This is a genomic window from Psychroserpens luteus (assembly GCF_015319355.1).
Taxonomy (GTDB): Bacteria; Bacteroidota; Bacteroidia; order Flavobacteriales; family Flavobacteriaceae; genus Psychroserpens; species Psychroserpens luteus.
The window spans coordinates 280618-301064 of record NZ_JADILU010000001.1 but is presented as its reverse complement, the minus strand read 5'-3'; the positions used below and the strand labels follow the sequence as shown (position 1 = coordinate 301064).

The window sequence follows — 20447 nt, the reverse complement described above, 5'->3', positions numbered from 1 at the left end:
TTATACTTTAATTATACCCTCTTCTAATTGATTTAGAGTCCATAGAACAATAAGAAAATCACAATCAATTATTTTTATAAGCTCTATTCGTTTCATAGTTTTGAGTTCTTTCAAACTCCACTCATCATAATAACGAGAGTAAACAATCTGTCTTAACTCATCATCAGTGTAGTGCATAAAAAGTTCAATACTAAGTTTAGGTCTATCAGTAGTTTCCAAGAACTCTGAAAGTTGTTTTAATAAAATAATCACACGCTTTTTTTCTCTTAATTTCATAAATAGTTTTATAGATTTGGTAAATAATTTCTTTTAAGAAATAATATGATACTTAAATTATCATAACCAATTATTTCTTCTAATTTGCTTATCCTCTTCATTTTGTAATATTTGTTGCATTCTCTCCTGGTCACTTAAACGCTCATTTGCTTTGTACTTTTGTGAAGAAATTTCTTTTGTCGTCGGCAAGAATTGCGCTTTGTTTTTGTCGTTTTTTGCTTTGTTAAAGGCAAGATTTACTTGGGTATTTGATTGTAGTCCGTAATATATGCGTTTGGCATTCTTGCGCTGTTTAGGATGATTAAGTAGATTGCCAAAGTCATCTGTTAATGTGATTAGATTATGACCTAATAGTTCATCAATGGCAGTGGTAACACTTCTACTTGAGAGTCCAACTTTAGAAAACTGTGAGTGTGAAATCCAATCCCTCTGCTTTACATTTCCTTGTGGATCTCGCCAACCATAAGTATTACGCACTATTTTTAAATACACTCTTACTGCTGAAGATGATAATTCTATCATCAAACTATCAAAAAACACATTTGGAACTGGAGTTGTGTTTCTAAGCGTCATGGCTTTCGTAATTGATTACTGGTAGTTCTTCATTTTGATTTGGAAAAATAAAGAAACTTGTTTCTGGCTGATGATACATTTGTAAAAACCAACCGCCATTATTAGTCACTTTTACTACACCTACCTTATGATAGATCATCTTCTCTCCTACTGGACTCTTAATTTCCTTTCGCGTACATACATTATAAAATGTTGTCATTTTAAATTTTACTTTACGTACTTCAACCTTAGGTGTTAATCACCATGGTTATTTGTAATCTGTAACAATTTGTCTTAAAACCATTAGGGTTCTTCGACTTGATGTCTCACAAGCAATATTGTGCGACGTTGATAGCAACAATAGAAATGCCCTATTAAGAGCAGTATTACTTGGAAGAACGGTGGTAACTTAAATATAAAGGTTAGTTTATAAATATGTCACTGACTTCAAATAACTATTTATAGTTGAAAGTACTACAGCTATTATATTCCAATCATAAATAAAAAGCAATCTGAATTAGATTGCTTTTTGTTTTATTTTAAGCTGTTCTTAAAAAACGTTCTGCTGTTTGTAAGTATCTACTCTCTGATAATTGTAAATAGTTAAAACTTGAACTTGGACTTACGTGTCTAAGTAAAGCTCCAACATCTCTAACGGTACCACCACATTCTAATATCTCATTGGCTTTTCCATGTCTAAAGCTGTGCGGTGTGATGTTCTTATCAATCATTGCCATATCAGCAATATCTTTTATCCATCTTTGAACACTTTTACTTGTGAATGGCTTTCCTGTTTTTCTATTAAGTAGCACATAGTCTGAAGTTATAGGCATACACAATCTAACTCCTAGATATTGATTTAATAGTTCATTGGTTGCTGCTGACCAGACCACAAGATCATATCGCATTGTCTTTCTACTTCTCACTTTGGCAGTACGAAGACCATTTAATTGCTGACTACTAATATCCGATAATTTAATATCGAGAAGTTCACTAACTCGCATTCCTGTATCCCATAGTAAATTTAATACTAATTTCTTTTGAATACCTGAGAGTGTATGAGCATCCAGCGCTAAGTTCATATCCTCGAAATCAGATTTTGTGACGATTTCTTTATCTGCATTAATAAAACGTATAGGAATAATTTCCTTTGGGTTAATCTCTGTCTGTCCCCTTCCATGCCAAAACCAAAAGAAATTTTTCAATATTCTAGCGGAGTAAGCTATGGTTGTTGGACTATAAGTTGTCTCCATACTCTTATGGAAAGCCACAATGTCATCTCCTGTAATATCTTGCAGACAGGACTTTGGAGAGATAAAGCTTATAAAATGTTTTAATCTAGTAATGTAGCGCGAATAAGCAACGCTTGTATGTGTTTGTTTCCAGTCTAGATAAACCTGTATTGATTTTTGAATTGTCATATAACATAAAAGACCCACCGAAAGCAATCCAGTGGGTCTTTCATCAACTCAAATCTAAAGATTCAAGAGTGTTGAATAACTCCACATTGTTGCTTTAGTACACTTTAAAAAAGTGAACGACTCTTTCGAGCAATGTCGGGTTTCTTTATATTTAAGTTACCACGTATAGTGTATATCATAATAAAAATATAATCAAGATTCACTTGAGGTAAACCCTAATTCGTAAATACTACTGGCACTTAAAAGGTTGCCATGATATAATAGAGGTAAGCAAAGCAGATTTTATCGACCAGTTAGTTTTCTCAGTTTATCACTCCATCTCTATACAGAAAGTTCTTTTCCCCACATCCTAAGGGTGATTAAACAATTTCTTTAATTGTCAATACCCTTTTTGGTTACACAACTTAATACATCCAACTCTTTTACTCATTTCACATGTCTCCCCTCTATGACCTTCAATCCATATAAGGTGAGCTATTTTGCTAGAGCAAATTTCAGAAATGATCGTCAACTCTTCGGAATCCTTCAGAAAGATCGAATGATGCACCTCTACTGTTTTGGAAAAACATCCAGTGGAAAAACGACATTGTTGCAAACTCTAATGTCTGAAGATCTATTGGCTTCTAGAGGTTTTATGTTTTTAGATTCACATGGTGATTCTGCAAAACTTATGGACGATTATATTCGGGAGCGGTTTCCAAACACAAAGTACATTTACTTTGATGTCACTGATCCAAATATTCCTTTTGGATATAATCCAATTCGTCATGTAAGTCCTTCGAAACGTTCTCTAGTGGCTTCCAATATTCTGGAGATTTTCCAGCGTAACTGGAAATCTGCTTGGGGAATGAAGATGGAGCATATTCTTAGAATGTGTCTTCTTGGTCTATTGGACAGACCCAACTCAAATCTATCGGACATTCTGAAGCTTATGCATGATAAGTCCTTTAGACGGTCTTGTATTCCTTTCATTCGTAATGAAGCAGTGAAAATATTCTTTGAAAAAGAATTTTCGAAGTATAAATCCAATGACCTGCTTCCTATTTTAAACAAACTTGGGGCTTTGTTATCTCATGATATTGTTAAAAGAATATTAGTCGATAATAAAGACCAATTGTCACTTAGACAAATTATTGACTCAGGAACAGTCTTAGTCATCAATTTAGCTAAAGGAGCTGTAGGTACTGATGTGGCTAATATCCTTGGTGGATTATTGCTCACTTCCCTTTCTTCTGCTGCTTTCTCTAGAATAGATTCTCCTGTAGAGGAACGTCCACCTTATTTCTATTACATCGATGAATTCCAAACGCTCAGTGGTTCTGAATTAATCTCAGAACTATTGGCTCAAATTCGAAAATTTGCTATTGGTTTAAATCTGAGTAATCAGTTTTTGCACCAACTAGATCCTGATGTTAGAGCTAGTGTTCTTGGAAACGTCGGAACAATCATTTGCTTTCGTCTTGGAATTCAAGACGCACGACTCATGGAAAAGGAATTCTATCCCGTGTTTAAAGCTTCAGATTTCACATCTCTTCCCAATCATTCCATCTATCTCAGACTTATGATTAATGGTAGACCTTCAATACCCTTTAGTGCAGACACAGTCTTGTAGGTCTGCTTATTTCTAATCCGTACCAATTTGGTACTATAAAACTTAATAAAAATGAAAACAACATTACCAGTTACCCAATTAATGGGTTGTCACGAAATAGAGGTTTGTTACAAACGTCCTTTATTCAATAAAACAATGCTGATCAAAAGCTCTAAAGATGCTGATCGAATCTTACGTTCTTATATAAATTTAAAACGTGTAGATTTAAAAGAATTCTTTTGGGTAATTCCATTATCAAATGCGAACTGTGTTCTTGGGATATCTGAAATTGGTTCTGGAACCATTAAAAGCGTTTCAACAAATCTTCATGAAATCTATCAATTAGTGTTACTCACAAATGCTTCGGGTCTAATCATTGCTCACAATCACCCATCTGGACAATTAAAACCTTCAGAAACAGACAAACAGATTACTAAAAAACTCACGAAACTCGCTGAGTTGTTCGATGTAACATTACTAGATCATTTAATTATTACTTCTGAAAGCTACTTTTCTTTTTCTGATAATCATATCCTGTAACTAGCACTCCCCTTTTCTTTAATCATCCTTAATCTTTTTTTCCATGCCTAAAACTCCAATTACCTACTATGGAGGCAAGATCAATATGATCTCTGCGATACTTCCACTCATTCCTAAACATCGTATTTATACAGAAGCTTTCTTTGGTGGTGGTGCCATTTTCTTTGCAAAATCCCCTTCAGAAGCTGAAGTCATTAATGACACCAACAATATGGTGGTTAACTTTTATGAAGTGGTCAAGACCGATTTTGATTCGCTAAAGACTAAAATAGAAGTCACCTTATTCTCTCGTGCTACATACTCCGTAGCTCATGCCATCTATCGAATGCCTCATCTGTTTAATAAATTACAACAAGCTTGGGCATTTTATGTAGGTACTAATATGGGATTCTCATGTCAAATAGGGTCTTGGGGTTATGACAAATACTCTAAACGTGTGAATGCATTTCGGAATAAAAAACTCCTATTTGATGAAAGTGTTTTTAAACGTTTAGAAAATGTTCAAATAGAAAATATTGATGCTTGTAAAGTGATTAAGAGTCGAGATATGGAGGACGCATTTCACTATGTCGATCCTCCATACATCGATTCCAATCAAGGACATTATGGTGGTTATACCAAAACTGATTATAAGAATCTTTTAGACACTCTCGAGGGTACGAAAGGAAAGTTTCTATTGAGTTCCTACCCTTCTAAACTACTTAACAAATACGCAAAGAAAAACGGTTGGTATACTATCGAGTTTGACAAACCCCTTTCTGCTCGCAAAGCAGTTGCTGGAAAAACTCGTGGACGAAAGATTGAAGTCCTTACTGCCAATTTTCCTCTAGATATAAAAAACAAATAATTCAATATTAATCAGCGACAATTCGTCGCGTAAACTCTTTAAATATGAAAAAAGTAATTGACAAAATCGTTAACCTAGATTTGGTTGGCGTTAACGGAAATGCATTCGCTGTGATGGGTGTGTTTCGAAAGAAAGCTAAACAAGAAGGCTGGAGTCCCTCTGAAATTGAAATGGTACTCGCCGAAGCAAAAAGTGGTGATTATGACCACTTGCTTGCAACGATCATGAATCACTGTGAAGCTAAAGAAGAGAACTTATGAAATTAAGAGAAAAACGACGCATACTTCTCTTTTTAGAATTGCTTGTAGAACGACTTCAAAGTGAAAATATAAAAGGTATTCACAAGAATCTGAAACAATACATTACTCGAGAAGAACTTATTGAAATGGTGATGTGGTTGTTTCATAAGACGTGGACACCGAAAACTTTGGCTATAAAGTCAGATGAAGACTTGTTTAATCTTATTGGAAATGATATCGGGATTCTGCTTTTCATAATCGAAAAGCTAGAAAGTTCTATGGTTTCATACCCGGAATTTGAGCAAAAGGATATTGATGAATTTTTCTTTAGAACACAGAACGAAATTCACTATTTAGCTCACAAACCAGTAGATCAGTGGGACGAGTATGATATTTCAAACTATCGTTCCATGCTTTTAAAAACAGGAACTACCAAAAAAGTCTTTGGCATATTTACCGCTGATGTACTTTCTGAAGATGCCTATGCAGTGACTACGAAACCGTCTTACTTCTTTGACACCCATGAGGAAGCCGAAGCAAAAATCAAGAATATAGAGCTTGAGGGACAGTTCAAAACTGATGAACTGACGATCCATAAACTCTATTTATTACAGTAACATTTTAAAATTAAATATTATGAAAACAAACAAAGAACAATTAATGAAACACTTTGCAACTGTCTTAAGAAACCTTGCATTGGGAAAAGAAACTGAATCTCTGATGAGTAAGAACCTTGCGTTCTACTTTTCAAGAAAAGAACTTATCGAGATTATTAAAAAACGTTTTGACGGAACCATTCCTAAAGAACATAATCTTGTGGAGTTGGAAAATAAAGAACTTTTAGAGTTGATCGGAAATGAGATGTTTATCATTTCTTATGTGACCGAAAAGTGGTCTCGTGAGGTTTCTGATGAGAAATCTAAACCTGAAAAGGCTAATCCTAATTCTACTAAAATTCAGAAACAAAAATCTGATGAGAAAAAAGATTAGGACACCCATTTAGTATCGAAAAAACTGGAGAGATTTGATCTAAATAATTAAATACTTTTTGAAACTCATGACATCTGTTGTGAGTTTTTTAGTACATAACCTTAATAATATAAATAATATGCCTATTTTAGAAATTCTAAATTTCTCCCTATAGAAATTAATTAATAGTTGATAACATGTCAATTTTAAAATTGGCTTAGTAATGCATGAGCTTATTTGAAAGTTTTTTGCAAAAATTAATTTTTTAAAAGGGAGACTTATGATTTCAGTAAAATTTCTTCAAGGATACAATGGTGATTGTGTTCTTATTTCATTAAAAGATAGTACGAATTCTATAAAGAATATTTTGATAGATGGAGGTACAGGAAGTACTTACTCTAAGAGACGTAAAGCTGGAGACTTGAAAAAAGCAGTCTTAAGTTTAGCAGATAAAAATCAAACTATTGACCTTCTTGTTATCACTCATATAGACGATGATCATATTGGTGGGATTTTAAAAATGTTCGAAGATAAGAAATTTGATAGATCGATAATAAAAAAAGTTTGGTTTAATTCAGGAAAATTAATTGCTGAGAATTTTGATTCTGAAGGTGAATTTAAAGATAGAGATATAGAATTAAGTATTTATAAAGATTCAAACACGAGTGTTAGGCAAGGTGTTAGACTTGATGAGTTTTTGAATAAGTTAGGGTGCTGGGATTATCGTATTATTAAAAAAGGTATAATTGAAAAAATAGACAATTGTAAAATAACGGTTTTATCGCCTGATGATAATGGCTTAAAAAAATTGCATGCTAAATGGGAAAGGGAAAGACCTGAGTCTTTGGATACATCAGCAGGTAAGACAGATTACCATTTATCAATAAAAGAATTAATAGAAAATGAGGATGTGTTTGAGGAGGACGGATCAGTTCCAAATGGGAGTTCTATTGCTTTTTTATTAGAGTTTGAAGACAAGAAACTATTATTATTAGGGGATGCTTACCCTAATGTAATAAAAGAGTCTCTGATAAATCTTGGATACTCAATTGATAAAAAAATAGAACTTGATTTACTTAAAATTTCTCATCATGCAAGTAAAAAGAATACTAATTTAGAGTTGTTAGAATTAATTGATTGTGATACATATGTCACCTTAACAAACAGCTTAAAACATGGACTTCCTGACAAAAGAACTTTTGCAAGAATAATCAAAAACAACCCTGAATCTACACTTTTGTTTAACTATGATATAGTTAACAAAGTATTTTCAGAAGAGGATTTAAATTCTGGTAAATTTGAAGCTAACTATTTAAATCGAGAATCAATCACTTTAGATTAATATGGCAAAAGTAGATTACTGTAAAGCATTTACTGTAAAAATTATAACAGAACACGGTTATGGTACAGGTTGCCTATTTCAACCTAATATAGAAGATTATTCTTATGTATTGACCGCCAAACATCTCTTTCAGAACCAAGAAAAAACAATAATTACTGAAGAAGTGAATGCTCAAATAGAAATTACCAGATCAAAAGATGCTTCTATTTTAAATCCTCAAGATTTATATCATCATGACGAATTAGATTTGACGATTATTAAAGTAGAACCAATAGATGATTTAGATGATTTGCTTTATTCATTTGAAATACCTGAATATCCAAATAAAGTTGCATTGTATGGATACCCCAAATATAGGGACAATCAAAATAATGGGATTGAAGACAAGTTCCTTCCTGATAATACTGTAATCCAATATAGAAACTTAATAAAAAAAGTAGAAATTGAACCTAGAACCTATCAAAACCATGGTTCAATAATTGGTTTTTCGGGTTGCGGTGTATTTGAAATGAAATCTAATACTCCTAGATTAATAGGAATAGAGGTTAGTATGGCTGATGATTATGAAGACGGAGAAGGAAGAATGCTTTTTATTCCTTTAAAAGAGTTCAATTCAATTACTTTGAGTAATAACATTGCTAAATTGAAACCTCTATATTTATCTAATTTTAAACATGTTGTTAATAAATCTTTCGGAAAATACCCCAATGCATTAAAAATTTCAAAGAGTATTTTACAAAACTTAGCTAATAATTCAATAGTAGATTATATAACCCCAGAAGATATTTTAAATATCATTGATGTTGGAAAAGCGTTAATTAATAACGATTGTAGAAGTTATTTAGATCACATACATTTCTGGACTGTTTGGTTAGAATTTCTAGTTATCAATAGGTTCATGATTAGCAATAATCCACCAGAAGAAAAAGAGGAGTGGATGCGAAAAATAAATAAAAATCAACACTTTTTATTTATAGAGACGGATGACTGGACATCTAAAGTGGAAGAAATAATTGATTTTTGGAGAGAAAAGTTAGAGGGGAATCAATCCACACTTATTATTTCTAGTTATCCTGATGTTGCACCTATAAAAGCTACTATTTCAAAGCAATCTGTTGTTGAGCGAATTAATCGAGTTTCAATTACATCAGTATTAGATAGTCCTCAAGAAGTTCATAACATTAGTGATGGAAGAGGTTCTGTCAACTATAGATTAATGCATTTTTATCAATTCACAATAAAAATAGCTGAAGATATTTCAGAATTCGGAAAAAATGAACAAGAAATTATTCAAGAGATTAAAAGTGTAATAGAAAAAATATATAATGAAAATTAAAGAACAAGATATTAGTGATTTTCAATTAAATGATGAATTTATTAATCAATCGAAAATCAATTATTACAGAGTATTCTCTTTGATGACTTTTCATGTTTTCTTAATCGAAATAGATAAGGAAGAAACTTTAGAGAAAATATGGAAAAAATTAAATAGTAAAATTGCATTTTATATGCAGGATAAATTTGAGAGCAATTTCGAAAAGTGGAATCTATACTTGTTCTTTATAATCAATGAAGACTGTTCAGTACCAATTAAATACGAAATAGAAAACAATCCATTTTCCAGTAGAAAAATTGTAATCGAAAATAATAACAAAAAGGATTCACATGAAGACATTATAAGTACTCATATATTCGATTTAGATATTGAATTAAATATTAAAGAACAAATTAAATTAGATGAATTTAAGCAAGGGAGTAAAATATTTAATTTGATAAAAGAACCTGAAATTGAGCTGTCTAGGGACGGAAGAAGTAAAGATGAATCTATCACAGTTATTTATGAAAAACTTTTAAAAATATATAGCGATGAAGTTTAAAAAAGTTGAAATACAAGGGTTTAGAGCTTATGGAGACAAAGAAGATGCTACTTTTGATTTTACAGAAAATAATGAAGTGGTTGATTTTATTTCAATATACGCACCCAATGGTTTTGGTAAAACTTCCTTCTATGATGCTATTGAATGGAGTGTTACTCATAAAATTAAGCGCATTGAGAGCGCTCTGAGTAACTATGATTTAATAAAAACTGAAAAAGAAGCAAATCGAGAAGGAAATAAACTAAGTGATGCTCTACAGGTTATCTCAAAAATTGGGTATAACAACCCTGAAAAATTTGTCAATATTGAAACTACAACTAAACCTTTCAATAGGAAAATTAAACCATCAAATAGAAAAGGGACTGCTGATTATGATCAAACAACTAAATTAAAAAACCCAAACTTTAGAGATGTAATCTTATCTCAAGAAGGTATAAATAGTTTTTTAGTTGCTGAAAAACCAGAGGATAGATATAAGAATTTCGTTCAGCATTTTGATAGTCATGACCTAGATAGATTGTATAGAAACTTGGTAGTTTTAAGAAAAGAAAATGAGAAGAGATCTAAGGTTTTACAAAGTGATAGAGCAAAAATAAATAAGCAGTTAAATAAGAAAATTGACATTGAAGTTTCTGAAAAAATAAACCAACTTATATCGGATTTAGATGGTTTAGAGATTAAACTTGATAAAATATCTCAAGAATTTGATTTATCGGATTTAGCAATCTTTAAATCTGATATTACTGGTGTTAGAAACGAGTTTGAGCTAGGTGAGTCTAGTATAATAGAAAAGTTAAAAAAAGAACGAAATCTTTTAACACAAGTTCAACAAAATACACCTAAATATATAAGTGATGTTGAGCAAAAAGGAAAGCTATTAAAGTTGATAGATAACCTGTCAAAATTGATAAAAGATTTTGGAGATCTTAGTAAGAAAAGTAATCGAAAAGATAAGTTAATTAAGAGTTTGAAACAGGTTAAGACACAGAAAGATGATTTTAAAACTCTTAGCGATAAACTTCCAGAATTTAAAAAAATCTCTGAGCGACTAGAGCAAATAAAGAAAAATAAAGAACAAAAGGATCACTATTTAATTAAATTAAATAATTTAGAAACACTAATTAATTTAAATTCGACAACTTTTAGGAATAGACAACTTTCATTTGAAGAAAAAATAATCAAAATAGAGCAAAATTCTAATGTTCAGAAATCTAACTTAAAAAATTATAAAAATTCATTAAAAGAGATTTCCAATTTAGAAATTAAATTAAAACCGCAAAAACAGAATTTTAAAGATGAAAATAACCTCTTAAATGAATTGAAAAAAGAAATTGAAGAACTTCTATTAATAGAGAAGAATTCTAAATCTAAAATTTACGAAAATAATAAATCAAAGCTAATTAGTAAAGATTCTATAGATGAACTAAAAAACAAAAAGGTATTAATAGTTAATAAAGAAAAGGAAATTAGTATAGCTAAGAAAAAACTCAATGATTCAAAATCGTTACAAGAAAATCTAAATTATTTAATAGAACTCGGGTCGAAAATTATTGATAATACAAAACAGTCTAATTGTCCACTATGTAAAAACGAGTATGGAAAATATAAGAATTTACTAGAAAAAATAAACATAAATAATCTACTTGTAGAATCTTCAAAAGAAAACACTTTTAAAATCACCCACTTAGAATCAGAATTGAAGGAATTAAAGGAGAAATTTGATAAAAATGCAGATTCTCTAGTCTCTTTAATCCGAACCAAAATAGAAGAGCTTCAGTTAAAAATAAATAACTCCACTAATAAAATTGAAACATTAGATAAAGATATTTCTTCATTAGAAAAAGACTTAGAAAAACATAAATCTATTATAGAGGATCATAATAGGGAATATCAAAAAATAGATTTAGAAAAGAGATTTGTCGTTATACAGCAGGAAATCAAAACATTTAAAGATAGAATTAATATTTATGAAAATAATATTGAAAAGTATAATTTATGGTCAAATAGAATCAAAGAAAAAAAGTCAAAATCTAAACTAGGTTTATTTGACTTAGATAGAGATTTAAAGAATCTTTTAAACGATCCATTATATAAGAACTATAAAGATCTTTTAAACTTATATGATTTAGACTCTAATAAACAAAGAATTGAACTTAAGCTGAAAAGTTCAAAAAAAGAATTCGAAAATTTAGATAAAGAGATTTTAAATTTAGATAAGGAAATTAACATATTAAAAGACAAATTAAAAGAGTTCAAGATAGAAGAATTGAAGCTGCAAGAGTCTAGTTTCCAAAAAGATTTGTTAAAATTAAATTCATTTGAATCTGAATTCAATAAATTAATTCAAAATCTTGGTATTTCAACTAAAGATATAGAAAAGGATCTAAATTCAAAAATCATTTCGAATGAAGTAATGATAGCTAAAAACGAAGCAGTTATAAGGGAACTTTCAAAAATAGAAAAACTGATAGAGCCTTTAGGAGAGTTTATTAATTATAAAGATTTAAAGTCGAATGAGAAGGGTCTAATTAAAAGCATAAAATTAAATAAAAAAATTGAAAGCGATCTTAAAAATGAGCTTAATAATATTTCAAATAGAATTAAATCAATGATTAAAGAGTTTTTTTTTGATGATTTAATTAATAAGATTTATAACAAGATTGATCCACATCCACTATACAGAAAAATTAATTTTAAAGTTGATTTTAGTGATTATGGATTCCCTAAGTTAAATATTTTTACAGATGATGGTAAAGGGAGTGGTAATAAAGTACCTAACCTTTATTTCAGTTCTGCTCAAATGAACATATTAAGTTTAAGTATTTTTTTAGCTAAAGCTTTACATGCGGTTGATCAGGATAACAACCCAATAGACACTATATTTATAGATGACCCAGTTCAGGCTATGGACAGTATTAACGTGTTGTCAGTTATTGACTTATTAAGAAATATAATTACTAATCATAAAAAGCAAATTATTATTTCTACTCATGACGAAAACTTTTTCAACTTACTTAAAAAGAAGATTCCTAAAAATTATTTTAAATCCAAGTTTTTAGAATTAGAAACTTTTGGAAAATTAAAAAGAGAAGAGAATTTGAATATAATATCAAATATATCTATTAAAGAAACAAAAAAGAACAGTGATGATAGTAATGAAATGCTAATGTCTTAAATCTATTGTGATGAACGAAAAATATAAAATATTATCACTTGATGGAGGTGGAAGTTGGGCAATACTTCAAGTTTTGACTTTAAAAGACATTTTTCAAAGGAAATATCCAAATAAAGAAATGAAAGGTCATGAAGTATTGCGACATTTTGATTTAGTTATTGCAAATTCAGGTGGTAGTATGGTATTAGCTGCATTAGCATGTAATTGGACTTTTGATGAGATAGTTAAATTATTTGATGATGAAAAAGTAAGGAATAAGATTTTCAAAAGCTTAAGTTTTAGACAAAGATATTTTCCAACAAATTTTATGAGATTATTTGGAGTTAAGTCTGTCGGAACACGTTATTCTACTACTGCAAAGGGAGATGCTTTAAAAGATATTTTGAGAATTAACGGAAAGAAAAAGCTTTCCGATGTTTCATTACCTGACCTTCCAAAATTAATAGGAAAAGAGTCTCTTGAAATTATTGTAACAACTTTTGATATAATTAATAAAAGAGCAAAACTATTTAGGTCAAATAAAAATAGTAAAGCCAGAGCTGAAATAATAGCAGGATTAGATCATTTTGATGAAGTTAGTTTGGTTGAGGCAATCCATGGAGCATCTAATGCGCCTGTAAATTATTTTGATTTTCCTGCAATTTTTAGTCCAGAAGATACTAGGAGGAGGTTTTACTTGTGGGATGGAGCTTTAGGAGGATTTAATAATCCTGTAATGGCAGGAATAACTGAAGCATTTGCTAATAATAGAGATAGGGACAGTATCTGTATCCTTTCTATTGGTACTGGTGGGAAATTGATTTCTGATGAAGATTCAGATAATTTCAGAGATCAATATTATAGTACTCTATTGGGAAAGAAAGTTTTTAGAACAGAAGATGGTGAAAAAATTGATTTTGAAAAAACTCTATATTGGAAAGGACTTGGTTTTAAAATTAAAAAACCTAAAATTTTTTTCCGCCTATTTAAGGGAACTAGTTTTTATTCTTCTACAATTTCAAACTTATCTCAATCAATCCTATTTGAACCTCAAACGTGGGCATCATATAGTGCTTATACAAGCCTTTTTTCAGGTAGAATAGATAATCCTAATAACAATAATAGATTTTTAAGATTATCGCCTCAAGTTGTAAAAGATGGTAATTCAAATGAATTGATTAATAAGTTATATGATTTAGATATGGATGTCACTGAACAGGATGATATAGAATTATTGAAATCTTGTTATGATGAATGGAAAAAAGGAAGTATTAGGAATGAGCCCGTTCAATGGACAAAAACAATAAATGGCGATTACGTTTTTGCAAAAGGACATGCAATTTATAAAGATGCTATTAATGATTTAAATTGGTTATAAAATTAGACTTGATTCAACGATAGAATAGTTTTATGTTTTGGTAAGAAGCATCAAACATTCAAAATATAGAAAACTCATAATAAATATTCCAACATAGAAACCGAGTTACAAGATATAAACGATTTTTACGATAGACTTGTTCCCTCTAAAGCAGAAGGGCTGCTTCTGTATATCCTTCAAAAAAGAATTGAACTGGATTATATAGAAAATGAGTTTGAAGAGGTTGATCTTGAACGAGCTATTGGTGAGGCTTCAGATTTCTTTCCTGAAGCAAAACCTCAAATTGAAAAACTCACACAAAATTTACTTCATTTTTTTATAGAACATCCACCTAATAAACCTTATAAATATATTCTGACACCGCATGCAGTAAGGTTTATTCAATTTGTTGGAAAGAAGTTATTTAATGAGCATAAACATTTTCCACTTCGTAAAACATTTCAAAATTACGGACTTTTCAAAGCTGAAGAAATTAAAGAAATTTTAGAATTTGAATCTTGGTATGAGCATAATTTTAAAAATAGTAGTAAAACAGTTATTGAAGACCATTTAGAGGCCTTCAAGGACCTAGTTAATCAATCTATTATTAAACTTAATACTATCATTACTAATACAGATAGTCTGGCTTTAGAAAATCTTGATGCTTTCACTACTCTATTTAGAGATAGTATGGGTAGGTCGGAAGAAATTAAAGAAACCCTTCAACTCAGTGGAAGTTTAAAAGGGCAAATAAGAATTGTCGTCGATTATTTTGAAAGTCAAATTTTACAAGTTTCACATACCAAAATTGAAAGAGAGCCTTTAGTCTTAGAAAGACTAAAAGCCGATTATGAAATAGCTCTAAAAATCAAAAATGAAGTATATACATTTTTTGAAATTATTGAGCAGAAATTAGAGCAGATTATCGAAAGATATATTTATGCTGATAAGCAGTTAGCTAATTTTAAAGAGAATTTTAGAACCAGAACACAATTCCAGAGAAATCTACGTAGATTTCTAGAAGCTAGTCTTCAAGCATCTATATATGATAGAAAAGAAGGTCTTAAGTTTTATAAAAACATTGATTTAAAAAATATTCCTGAAGAGTCGTTTAAATTCTTAAATGTTAAAAAGTACAACAACTTTATAAAGAAAAAAAGTTACGTCCTTACTCAAGAAATAGATCCTGTTTATGCACTACAACAGACACAGAGTGCTAATAGTTTATTATTAAAACAGGAAGAAATAGCACGTCAACTCAACATACTTAAGATCAACTTGTCAAAACATAAGAACACTGATATTACTAAAGAGTTCTACAAATTGTTAGATGAGACCAATGATGAGGGAGTTGCTTTAAAAGTAATATATGATGTCTTAAAATATGCTAGTAAACATAAGGACTATGACATAAAGATACTACAACAAATACCTGAGGACTATCAGGATAAAAATATTTTAATATGGCAGATGAACATATTGCAGAAACGCTAAATAGTAGTTTTATAGATGTTTTTAAGCTAAGAGATGTTCAAAAACATTTTGCAGATTTAAACATTGAACTACTGAGAGGAAAGCACATTCAGGATGATGAACATTATCATCATAGAATTCTATCAAAATACTATATAGAGTTCAAAAAATATTATGATGTTTTCTATCGTCTTGTTTTAGATAAGAAAACATTTGAAGGAGTAACTTATTTCTTCTTAACCTTTAGTGAGGAGTCTAAAGGAATACTTTCAGATTATACCCGGCATAGAGATTTAACTGCTATTGAGACAATCACTGCAATTACCCTGCTACAAATGTATTATGATAGGTATTTTGAAAATGTAAAAGAAATTTCCTTTTTAAAAGATATCAAATCAAAAATTTTAGGAAGCGAGTTTAGTAGCCTGTACAAATCTGTTTTCTTTAAAAACGGAGCAAGAGATAATTTCACACCAAAGGAGTGGGCAAATGTGACGAAAAATATTAGAAATGTTATTCAAGATTTTGAGCAGTTAGGTTGGGTAGACCAACTAACTCAAAAGGGAGAAAACGATTTTTCCTTTGTGATAAAAGAATCTATACATCGCTTTCAGATGATGTACGAGTACGAGATATCAAATTTTGAAGAGTTTGTAAATAACCTAACAGAAACAGATAATGAATAAACTACCATTAATACATTCCATATCTACTGTAGGAGTCATAAAGCATTATAATCAAGATTATCTTATACACGATATACGTACAGATTTTACTGGTCCTAACGGTATAGGTAAATCCCTTTTAGCAGATTTACTACAAATTCTATTTATTGCCGAGCGCAAGAAAATACATTTTGGAACTGATAGTGTAAAAAAAGAACATCGTCAAATTCATACCATTCCTTATAAAACACCCAATGCTTATTTCTTTCTAAACATAGAAGTTGAGCATAAAACGTATATCACTTTTGGCGTAAACATACCCAACTCTAGCGCTAGTCAAATCAAACTATTTAGAATTCTTAACGAACCTTTTGATTCAGAAAAAGATTCAAAAAAAACTAAAAAAGAAAGGCAAAGCCTTGGAAGTAGTTTAATACCTGAACACAAGCTCGTATATCAAGATGATTTTATTACAAAAGGCACAAAACCTTCCATACCTTCTATCGATGTACTTACTAAACATCTAAGAGACGAAAAAGAACTATATCTTGATGTATTTACAAGAAAAGCAGAACGAAATGAGTTATACCAGTTCTTTTTTGACAAAAACATACTTCCTCTCAATCTAAGTCAAGAGACACATCTTACCGCTTTCGCGAAAGTTTTACAAGCATTTTCAAAAGCAAACACTCTAGAGACTGATAAAGATGAGAGCCTAAAGAGTTTTTTATTTGAGAACAAGAAAAACGCAATTGAAGCTGAGTACAAACAGAATAAACAAAACTTAGATGATTATGTTGAGCGCTATAAGAACCTAAGCGATTTAATAAGTTCACTTACCGTTAAGAGAGAGTATTTAGAAGTTCTAGAAGAACTTTCGATCACACATAAGGAAACAGAAAAAGAATATTTGTTGAATAAATTTTATACAAATAAAAATACTTTTAAACAGCATCGCAAAACTTGGGATGATACAAAAACAAAAGTAGATAAGCTTAATACTGAAATTAAAAAACATATTGATTCTATTCCAAGCTTAGAAGAAAAGCAGAAAAAGGCAATTGAAAAATTCAAATCATATTCGGACGCTCTTAGCAACCTTAACACTTATAAAAACAACTTTTCGGATTATCTTAAAACAAAACAAGATTTATACGATTTGAATGATTGTAAACTGCCCAAAATAGTTCAAAACGAGAATGTTCAATTTGATTTTAAAAACTTGACTGTAAAACAAATTATTCAGTCAATTAAGGATGTAACAAAAGTAATTGGGGAATATAAAACTAGTGAAGGTGTTGAAGAGCAATATCAAAAGCAAAATGAGAAATTAAACGCACTAAAAAATCAACTCTTAAAAAAGAAAAGTAATATTGAAAAGCTGTCTGAAATATTAGAACTCAAAGATGACACCTCATTTGCATCACAACTTCTTAATAAGAAGCAGAGTATTTCTCTTGGACAAGAAACGGTACTTCGCTCTTTTCTGTTAGACACTAAATGGAATTTTCCAGAGCAGGTTGTAGATCAAGTAATGTATACCACTAATTTAGATATTCTCAACGAGGCATTTATAAAAGAAGATGAAGAAAACCAAGGATGGTGGTATAACATAGGAGGCATAAAAAGATTTATAAAATCACTTTCTACAGATCGACTGTTTGGTGATAAAGATGCTTTGTCCAATGCTTTTAGTATTAAAAAGCAGAATTTAATTACAGAAATCACTCAAATAGATGAGACACTTAGCAGTATAAAAAAACTGGAACAAGGTCAATTAGATGGTATAGAATCTCTTAATTTAGATTTTAATTGGGATGTAAATATCCCAGACCAAAGAAAAGTTGAAGAGTATAAGTCCTCTGTAATAATGATTCACAATCTAGATACTTTTAAAGCTGATGTAAAAGCCTCTATTGCTGATAAAAAAGAAAAATTAGATGAGTTGTCTGAGAAAATTCCTTTCAAATTTTCTGATAAAAATCTAGATGAAGAAATAAACAAATGTAGTGCAGAACAAAGTAAACTTAACACGAGCCAACTTGAGGCAAATGGGTTATTTGAGAGCACAAAAGCCCTATTAAATACTAAAACTGAAGAACTAGAAAAAATTAACTACGATCCCAAAGTGATTGAAGGTTTAAAAAACGAAGGGATCAAAAAAATTGAAGAAGAAGAGAAAACTATATTAATTAAATATCCAAGCTTAAAAAGTGCGTTATTAAAAGATATTCCATCTGTAGATAACCTTACTTCTATTCAAGAAAAATTTGCACTGGCAAAAACTGCATATGAGTCCAGCTACAAATCCTCACTAACAAACTACAAAGAACTAAAGGATGATATTGAGGTAAGACAAGAGATTGAAAAAGAAACAGAGACTTTTGAGTATAAAATTCTTGAGAAAAAATTATTAGGTAATGATATTGTTACCACAAAAAATATTGAAAAAGCATTAGGTAGTATTCATCAAGACAGAAATAAACTGGCTTCGACAATAATTAATACAATGCTAAAGATTTTTCATAAGACTCAAGATGAGTACGACCATTATAAATCTGTAGTAACAAAACTTAACACCTTTTTTAAAGGAGAACTCATAAGCAACAAGTATTACTTTCAAGTAGTCTTTAAATCTAATGACAATTTTAATATTAGCTGGATAAACAACCTATCATCAAGAGCTCAAACAGCAGGATTATTTGAATCAGATACAGTAGAGAAATTTGTTGAAGAGGCATTTAAGGATATCTCTGGTTATTCCAAAAATATAGAGTTTTCAGATCTTCTAGACCCAAAGACTTATTTCACTCTCAAAACAGAATTTAAGGATAGCGATGGTAAAGAATATCCTGGTAGTACAGGAGAGAGTTATACTGCTAGAGTCCTCTTAGGTATAGGCAGATTGTCAATAACATCTAAAGAAAAAAGAGATGGTTTACGATTTTTAATACTGGAGGAAGTATCTAATTTAGATGATGACAATTTCAATACCTTCCCACAAATTGCTCAAAAATATGGTTATCAAATTATAACAATGACACCAGAACCTTTTGGTTCTAACAAAGAGGACGGTTGGTATTTACATCAACTTCTTGAAGGCAAAACAGATAAAAATTGTAATTATCCCATTCCTAATAGTAGCTTCAAAACAAACTATAAAAATGAACAGTTACAAGGATATTTAAAAAGAAAGACTACTAAATGAATTGGATAGAAATAAAGGCATTACATAAACTTTATGAAACTGGAGAAGTAAAACTGAATAAGACAATAAGTAACAGTCCTGTTTTTAAAAATCACGAGACCGCTTTAGAAATTGAGCGTAATAGAAAAACATTTAGTCGAAATCAAGATTTTATAGCGGTATATGAAAATAAATATCTAGAAGATTATAATCGCTACACTACTTTTTTAGATAATGAAAACCTATTGAAGCCTCAACTTAGGTTTGAAGAAAAGGACATAAAATTACTAATAGATTTTAAAGAAGGTATTAAGGATGGAAGCCTAAAAAAGCTAAAAGCTGATCTTGTAAAAGCCCAAGAAAGTGTAAAAGGGTTCTCATTAATGTTTTTTAAAAATGAAAAGTATTTAGATAAGCATCCTACACTTGTAGATGCCATCAATTCAATTTTTGATTTAAAACTTGTAGATAATAAAAGCCAACAGTTCTTATATGTTTTACAATGCTATGATCCAAAACTTATTATTCTATGCGAAAATGGAAACTTTTTAAACAGAGACAAATTACCAAGAGAAAATGGCTATGAACTTTGGTATGCTGGTGGTAAGAATGTTCCAAAGTTAAAATACACTTATGAATTAAGAAGAGGGTTGTCTATTTATTATTCTGCAGATTGGGATAAAGATGGATTAGAAATATATCAAATGGTGAAAAAGATAATTCCAGATATACAGCTTTTACATCCCGATGGAATTTCTCGAAGTATAAAAGACACAGGGCATATAAGTCATTGGAAGGATTCTGATAATCCTGATAATTTATCTGGTTTAATAAAAGACTTATATTCAGAAAGAGACATAGCTCGTATTAAAGAATTAATACGTGAAAATCATTGGATTACTGAGGAAGGAAACAACCTCAAAAGAATGATCGATAATAATAATTCATAAAATATCT

General features: G+C 30.2%; 19 protein-coding genes. 15 read left to right on the top strand and 4 right to left on the bottom strand.

Annotated features, from left to right (window positions below; genetic code table 11):
* The 4 genes from IM744_RS01365 to IM744_RS01350 all read right to left on the bottom strand — a co-directional run bounded on the left by IM744_RS01365 (position 1) and on the right by IM744_RS01350 (position 2081).
* On the bottom strand, positions 1-276 hold the full coding sequence (locus tag IM744_RS01365) for a hypothetical protein (protein ID WP_194506287.1): 276 nt from the start codon (positions 274-276) through the stop codon (positions 1-3).
* 60 nt (positions 277-336) lie between these two features.
* Positions 337-849: a hypothetical protein gene (locus IM744_RS01360; RefSeq protein ID WP_194506286.1), complete on the bottom strand. Its 513-nt coding sequence runs from the start codon at positions 847-849 to the stop codon at positions 337-339.
* Positions 839-1048 carry a hypothetical protein gene (locus tag IM744_RS01355; protein WP_194506285.1) on the bottom strand — a complete coding sequence of 70 codons (210 nt, stop codon included), beginning with the start codon at positions 1046-1048 and terminating at the stop codon, positions 839-841. Before IM744_RS01355 ends, IM744_RS01360 begins: the two co-directional genes overlap by 11 nt.
* Positions 1049-1367: 319 nt before the next feature.
* Positions 1368-2081 (bottom strand): tyrosine-type recombinase/integrase, encoded by a 714-nt coding sequence (locus tag IM744_RS01350; protein ID WP_394354971.1) that lies wholly within the window; start codon positions 2079-2081, stop codon positions 1368-1370.
* 616 nt (positions 2082-2697) lie between these two features.
* Here IM744_RS01350 and IM744_RS01345 point away from each other — a divergent pair.
* From IM744_RS01345 to IM744_RS01275, 15 genes are all read left to right on the top strand, one after another.
* The gene (locus IM744_RS01345; RefSeq protein ID WP_317175376.1) at positions 2698-3861 is read left to right on the top strand and encodes a type IV secretory system conjugative DNA transfer family protein; all 1164 of its coding nucleotides are present in this window, start codon (positions 2698-2700) and stop codon (positions 3859-3861) included.
* Between the two features lie 51 nt (positions 3862-3912).
* Positions 3913-4380, top strand: coding sequence for a JAB domain-containing protein (locus IM744_RS01340; protein ID WP_194506282.1), 468 nt, complete (start codon positions 3913-3915; stop codon positions 4378-4380).
* 43 nt (positions 4381-4423) lie between these two features.
* Positions 4424-5227: a DNA adenine methylase gene (locus IM744_RS01335; RefSeq protein WP_194506281.1), complete on the top strand. Its 804-nt coding sequence runs from the start codon at positions 4424-4426 to the stop codon at positions 5225-5227.
* Positions 5228-5271: 44 nt separating this feature from the next.
* The gene (locus tag IM744_RS01330; protein ID WP_194506280.1) at positions 5272-5487 is read left to right on the top strand and encodes a hypothetical protein; all 216 of its coding nucleotides are present in this window, start codon (positions 5272-5274) and stop codon (positions 5485-5487) included.
* The gene (locus IM744_RS01325; RefSeq protein WP_194506279.1) at positions 5484-6083 is read left to right on the top strand and encodes a hypothetical protein; all 600 of its coding nucleotides are present in this window, start codon (positions 5484-5486) and stop codon (positions 6081-6083) included. Before IM744_RS01330 ends, IM744_RS01325 begins: the two co-directional genes overlap by 4 nt.
* 19 nt (positions 6084-6102) lie before the next feature.
* Positions 6103-6456 (top strand): hypothetical protein, encoded by a 354-nt coding sequence (locus tag IM744_RS01320; protein WP_194506278.1) that lies wholly within the window; start codon positions 6103-6105, stop codon positions 6454-6456.
* 259 nt (positions 6457-6715) lie between these two features.
* On the top strand, positions 6716-7777 hold the full coding sequence (locus IM744_RS01315) for a ComEC/Rec2 family competence protein (protein ID WP_194506277.1): 1062 nt from the start codon (positions 6716-6718) through the stop codon (positions 7775-7777).
* A gap of 1 nt (position 7778) precedes the next feature.
* On the top strand, positions 7779-9113 hold the full coding sequence (locus IM744_RS01310) for an ABC-three component system protein (protein ID WP_194506276.1): 1335 nt from the start codon (positions 7779-7781) through the stop codon (positions 9111-9113).
* Entirely contained in the window at positions 9103-9654 is a 552-nt protein-coding gene (locus IM744_RS01305; RefSeq protein ID WP_194506275.1) for an ABC-three component system middle component 1, read from the top strand. Before IM744_RS01310 ends, IM744_RS01305 begins: the two co-directional genes overlap by 11 nt.
* The gene (locus tag IM744_RS01300; RefSeq protein WP_194506274.1) at positions 9644-12829 is read left to right on the top strand and encodes an AAA family ATPase; all 3186 of its coding nucleotides are present in this window, start codon (positions 9644-9646) and stop codon (positions 12827-12829) included. The genes IM744_RS01305 and IM744_RS01300 overlap by 11 nt, the downstream gene beginning before the upstream one ends.
* Before the next feature lie 10 nt (positions 12830-12839).
* Positions 12840-14186, top strand: a complete 1347-nt coding sequence (locus IM744_RS01295) for a patatin-like phospholipase family protein (protein ID WP_194506273.1) — start codon at positions 12840-12842, stop codon at positions 14184-14186.
* Between the two features lie 669 nt (positions 14187-14855).
* Positions 14856-15659: a hypothetical protein gene (locus IM744_RS01290; protein ID WP_194506272.1), complete on the top strand. Its 804-nt coding sequence runs from the start codon at positions 14856-14858 to the stop codon at positions 15657-15659.
* Complete coding sequence (locus IM744_RS01285) at positions 15629-16324, top strand: condensin complex protein MksE (protein WP_194506271.1); 696 nt, start codon at positions 15629-15631, stop codon at positions 16322-16324. The genes IM744_RS01290 and IM744_RS01285 overlap by 31 nt, the downstream gene beginning before the upstream one ends.
* On the top strand, positions 16317-19511 hold the full coding sequence (locus tag IM744_RS01280; protein ID WP_194506270.1) for a hypothetical protein: 3195 nt from the start codon (positions 16317-16319) through the stop codon (positions 19509-19511). Before IM744_RS01285 ends, IM744_RS01280 begins: the two co-directional genes overlap by 8 nt.
* On the top strand, positions 19508-20440 hold the full coding sequence (locus IM744_RS01275; protein ID WP_194506269.1) for a hypothetical protein: 933 nt from the start codon (positions 19508-19510) through the stop codon (positions 20438-20440). Before IM744_RS01280 ends, IM744_RS01275 begins: the two co-directional genes overlap by 4 nt.
* The last annotated feature ends 7 nt before the right edge of the window (positions 20441-20447 follow it).